Annotated in this window: 2 protein-coding genes; one reads left to right on the top strand and one right to left on the bottom strand. The window is 72.1% G+C overall.

All coding sequences use genetic code 11. The features are described from left to right. Nucleotides 1–26 precede the first annotated feature (26 nt). Nucleotides 27–4,328, top strand: coding sequence for a tandem-95 repeat protein (locus RN743_RS09495; protein WP_310779429.1), 4,302 nt, complete (start codon nt 27–29; stop codon nt 4,326–4,328). Here RN743_RS09495 and RN743_RS09500 read toward each other — a convergent pair. Further along, a partial coding sequence (locus tag RN743_RS09500; RefSeq protein WP_310779430.1) for an MFS transporter occupies nt 4,258–5,451 on the bottom strand: 1,194 nt, incomplete at its 5' end. The genes RN743_RS09495 and RN743_RS09500 overlap by 71 nt on opposite strands.

Genomic DNA, 5,451 nt, shown 5'->3' on the forward strand with positions numbered 1-5,451 from the left:
ACTGGAACTCGGCGCAGACGGTGACCGTGACGGCGACCGATGAGGACATGGCCGGCATCTTCAAGTTCTCGGACATCGGGCACGAGGCGAGCGGCGGCGGCTACGACAGCGTTTCCGTCCAGACAGTCTTTGTCACGGTGACGGACGACGACGTGACCAACATCGTCTACGAGACGGGAAGCCCGGGCAACCTGAGGGAAAGGTCCTCCTTCGGCACCTATGAAGGTTCGGCCCACAGCTACTACGTGTCGCTGACGTCGGAGCCGACGGCGGCCGTCACGATCACCCTCGCCAGCGAGGACGTCAGCCGGGTGACCGTGAGCCCGGACTCGGTGACGTTCTCGACGACGAACTGGAACGTCGCGCAACCCGTGTCGTTCAGCGTAGCCGACAACGATGTGCTGGGCGAAGACCGGGTGCAGGTGAGGGTCACGAGCACGATCAGCGGAACGGGTTCGAACTACGATGGCCAACTCCTCCGTCCCTTCACGGTCAACGTCTTCAACAACGACCGTGAGCCCGAGACGGTAACCGAAGGAGATTCCCTGATTTACGAACTCGGATACGAGGAATACCCCGGCGCGTACCTCATTCGCGCGGAGAGCGTGCGTGGCGCGGTGACGATCGCCCCGGCCAGCGTGCAGGTCACCGAGGACAACTACGAGAGGCTGCCGTTCACGGTGACGGGCGTTGAAGCCGGTCAGGGGAAGATCAACTTCTGGATCTGGAGCTACCTCGTTCGGTCCTTCCTGGTGACGGTGGGGCCGCCCGCGATCCCCACCCGGCTCACGCTGAGCGCCAACCGGCGCGCCAGGGAAGGCGGACGCGACGTCACGCTCACGGCGAGGCTGAACAGCCCCGCGCCCGCGGGCGGGACGGAGGTGACGCTGCGGGTCGGCGCCGAGACCACGGCGACCCTCGGCGTCGACTACACGCTGTCGGCGACCGAGTTCACCATCGCGGAGGGCGACCGGACGGGCACGGCGACCCTGCGCGTCATCGACGACGCGGACGACGACGACGGCGAGGTCGTCCAACTTCTCGCGGACAGCCGCAACCCGGAGTTGAGCAGCGCGGGCCTCCGCCTCGACATCCGGGACGACGACGTCCCCTCCGTGACGCTGTCGGCCTCGCCGAACCCGGTGCCCGAGGGTTCCTCGGTGACGGTGACGGCGCGGCTGTCGACGACGCTGTCGAGCAGCGTGACGATCCCCCTCACGCTGACGGCGGGCACGGCGGAGGAGGACGACTTCGGTCCGCTTTCCGGCATAGAGATCGACGCGGGCTCGACCCGGGGGACGGGCACGATATCCACGACCGATGACGAGGACGCCGACTCCGAGACGTTCACGGTGGCGCTGGGCCGCCTGCCGTCTTCGCTGCAGGCGGGGAGCCCGGGTTCGGTCGAGGTTACGATCGCGGACTTCGGACCGATCAACGTACCGCCGGCGGTGGCGGCGTATTGCGACCCGTGCCGGGTGGGGCCGGGCGGCGGGGTGCGGCTGACGGCGGTGGCGTCGGACCCTGACGGCGACCAGGTGACGTGTGTGTGGAGCGCGCAGGCGGGGAGCTTCCTGGGGGCGGTGGATGAGTTCGAAGCGCGCTGGCAGGCTCCGGCCGACACGGGAACCGTCTGGATCACCGTCGATGTCTCGGACGGGTTTGGGGGGACGGCGTTCGCGGAGGTGGCCATCGAGGTCACGAACGCGGCTCCGGTGTTCGAGGAACCGTTCTACGCCTTCGAGCTTCGCGAGAACGAGGACGGCCGCTCCCGGCCGGTGGCGCTGGACGCGGTGGTGGCGGTGGACCCGGACGGCGATGAGGTGACGTACTCGCTGGCGGCGGGCGACGGAACGCGGTTCACGGTCGGCTCGCGGGACGGAACGGTGCAGTACGTGGGCGCGGGCGAGGACTACGAGGCGGAGCCGCACCGGTATGAGCTATCGGTGCGGGCGCGGGATCCGCACGGGGCGGCGGCGATGGTCGGGGTGACGGTCGAGTTGACGAACGCGAACGAGGCTCCGGCGGCGGCCGCCGACACGGCGGCGACGACCGAGGACGGGGAGGTCACCGTCGACGTGCTCGCGAACGACGCGGACCCGGACGGCGACGCGCTGCACGTCGAGTCGGTGTCGCCGCCGGCGCACGGCACGGCGCGGATCGCGGCGGGCGGCGGAGTCGCGTACACCCCGGAGGCGGACTGGCACGGCACGGACCGGTTCGAGTACACCGCCGCCGACGGGAATGGCGGGACGGGCGTGGCGGAGGTCGCGGTGCGAGTCGCCGCGGTGAACGACCCGCCCATGGCCGTGGCCGACACGGCGGCGACGAACGAGGACGAACCGGTCACGATGGACGTGCTGGCGAACGACACCGATGTGGACGGCGACGCGCTGCACATCGAATCGGTGTCGGCGCCGGGGCACGGGACGGCGCGGATCGCCGCAGGCCGGGTCGAGTATGCGCCGGAGGCGGATTGGCACGGCACGGACCGGTTCGCCTACACGGTGGCCGACGACAACGGCGGACGGGCCGTGGCGGAGGTCGAGGTTCGAGTCACGGCGGTGAACGACCCGCCCGTGGCGGTGGGCGCGATCCCGGACCAGGCGCTCGAGGAGGGGGGCGCGGCGTCGGCGCTCGACCTGGCGCCGTACTTCGAGGACCGGGACGGGGACGCGCTGACGTACGCGGCCGTGTCGTCGGACCCGAACGTTGCGGCGGTGACCGTAGCGGGCGCGGCGCTGACGGTGACGCCCGTCGGCTACGGTTCCGCGTCCATCGAGGTGACGGCGCGCGACCCGGACGGGCTTTCCGCCGCGCACACGTTCGCGGTGGGCTCGAACGACCGGATGGCGCGCATCGCGCTCGACGAGACGCTGGCGGCGACGGCGCGGGCGCACCTGGCGAGCGCGCGCATGACGCTGGGCCGGCACGTGCGACCGGGTGGCCGGGACGAACGGTCCCGGCTCACGGTGCTGGGACGCGCCATCCCGCTGGACGAGGCGGGCGTCCGGGCCGCGGCCGACCGGCTGCTCGCGGGGTGGACGATGTCGCGCTACCTCCGCGGCGGAGGTCTCGCCGAGGCGGGCCGGACGTTCGAGCGGCAGGCGGAGGAGTGGGCCGCGGCCGCCGCCGAGGGTCGCGACGGTCCTCCGGCCGGGCCTCGCGACCCCTCGGATCTGATGGTGGCACTCGGCGTGCGCGGACCCCCGAGCCTCCGGGAGCTCGGAGGCGGCGGCGGACGAGGGGGCGGCGGCACGGAGTTCACGTTCGCGTGGGGCGGCGATGACGGCGGCCGCCCGGGCTGGCGGCTCTGGGGCCAGGGCGACATCCAGACGTTCTCGGGCGAACCTGCGGCGGAGCGCGGCTACGAGGGCAGCCTGCGCACGGGCTGGGCCGGGCTCGACCGCGCCCTCGGCGGGAGCTGGCTCGCCGGCGTGGCGGTCGCGAGGAGCAGGGGCGGAAGCGACTGGCGCGCCGGCACTGCCGGTGGCCGTCTCGAAACTTCGTTGACGGCCGTGCACCCCTACCTGCGCTGGTCGAACGGGGGCACATCCGTGTGGGCGATGGCGGGCGGCGGCTGGGGGTCGGCGGAGAACGCGCGGGGGACGGGCCGCGTGGGCACGAGCAGCCTGGACATGGGGCTCGGACTCCTCGAAGTCCGGCGGCGGTTCGCCAACTGGTTCGGGCTCCGGGGCGACGCGGCGTGGGCGCGTCTCGCGACCGGCGAGGGCGCGGAGACCGTCGACGGCCGCGGCGCGACGGTCCAGCAGCAGCGGCTGGGCATCGAGGTGAGCCCGTCGCTGCGCCTCGGCGCCCTGGCGCTCGAAGTGTTCGGCGAGGCGAGTGGGCGGCACGACGGCGGCGCGGGCCAGACGGGCGGAGGGCTCGAGTTGGCCGGCGGACTCCGGGCGGCGGGCGGTCTCGTCCGCCTCGATGCCCAGGGCCGGATCCTCGTACTCCACTCCGCCCGCGGCTACGAGGAGCGCGGCCTGGGCGTCACGCTGACCATAGGCAGCCCGTCGGACGAGGAGGGCCTCTCGCTCTCCGTCGCGCCGCGCTGGGGCGGCCCGGCGACCTCCTCCGGCGCGCTGTGGCAGGAGCAGGTCGCCGGGTCAAGCGGCCCAACCGGCCCCGCGCCCATCCCGCCGTGGTCGCTCGACGCGCGAGCCCGGTGGGCCCTCCGCCTGCCGGGTGGGCGGCTCATCGCCTGGTCCGGCTCGCTCGACCACTCCACCGCGGGCTGGGGCCTGACGATCAGCGGCGGGATCGAGCGAGCGAGACGCCCTCCTCCTCGTCCACCCGCAGCAGGAGCAGGAACCCGATAGCGAGAAACACGAGGATGGAAGCGATGGCCCAGCGGTGGCTGCCCGTCGCGCCCAGGATGAGCCCGTAGGAGAGCGGCCCGGCCGCGGCGGAAAGCCTGCCCGAGAAGGCGTAGAAGCCGAACAGTTCGCCCTGCTTGCTCTCGGGCACGAACGAACCGAGGAGGGCACGGCTCCCCGCCTGGTTCGGCCCCACCATCAGCCCCAGGAGTATCGCCGCGGCCCAGAACATCGGGAGGTCCCGCGCGGACCATGCCATGGCGACCGCCACCATCAGCAGCACGAGCGTCACGGCGATCGTTCGCTTCCCGCCGATCCGGTCCTGGACGAACCCGAAGCCGATCGCACTCGCGCCGGCCGTCAGGTTCACGACGATGCCGAGGATGAGGAGGTCGGCCGTCTCCATCCCGAACTCGGCCCCGGCGAAGATCGCCGCCATGGCGAAGGCGGTCGCCAATCCGTCGTTGTAGACGAGACGCGCCACGAGGAGGCGGACGGCCTGGCGATAGCGCCTTAGGTCCCGGGCCGTGTCGGCGATCCGGCCGAAGCCTATGCGCGCGTAGGTGCCGAGCGGCGCGCGGCGGCGGGGCTGCCGCTCCCGAAGGAAGAGAAAGACCGGAATCGAGAACACGAGGAGCCAGCCGGCGGCGAGGAGGTTCGTGGACCGCACGTTCAGCCCTCCCTCCTCCGGCAGCCAGCCGCTGACCATACCCAGCGCCGGGACGAGGCAAAGGAGGCCGCCGAAGTACCCGAGCCCCCAGCCCAGCCCGGATATCCGTCCCATGTTCTCTGGCGTCGAGATCTCGGGAAGGAACGCGTTGGCGAGCGACTGCATCGACTCGTAGGCGACGCTGGCCCCGATGAACACGAGCGCGGCGATCCACGCATCTCCCGGCCCCATGCCGAAGAGGCCCGCCGTCAGGGCAACGCAGACCACCGTGGCGATGAGCAGAAACCGCTTCTTGAGGCCGCCGAAGTCCCCCATCGCGCCCACCACGGGCATGATGAGCGCGGTCGTGACCGCGGAGACGGTGACCGCGCGCGTCCACCAGACGCCCCCCAGCACGTCGTCGGGGGCGATCGACCGCGCGAAGTACGCGGAGAAGATGAACGTCACGACGATCGT

This window comes from Candidatus Palauibacter scopulicola, assembly GCF_947581915.1.
In the GTDB taxonomy this organism is placed as follows: Bacteria; Gemmatimonadota; Gemmatimonadetes; order Palauibacterales; family Palauibacteraceae; genus Palauibacter; species Palauibacter scopulicola.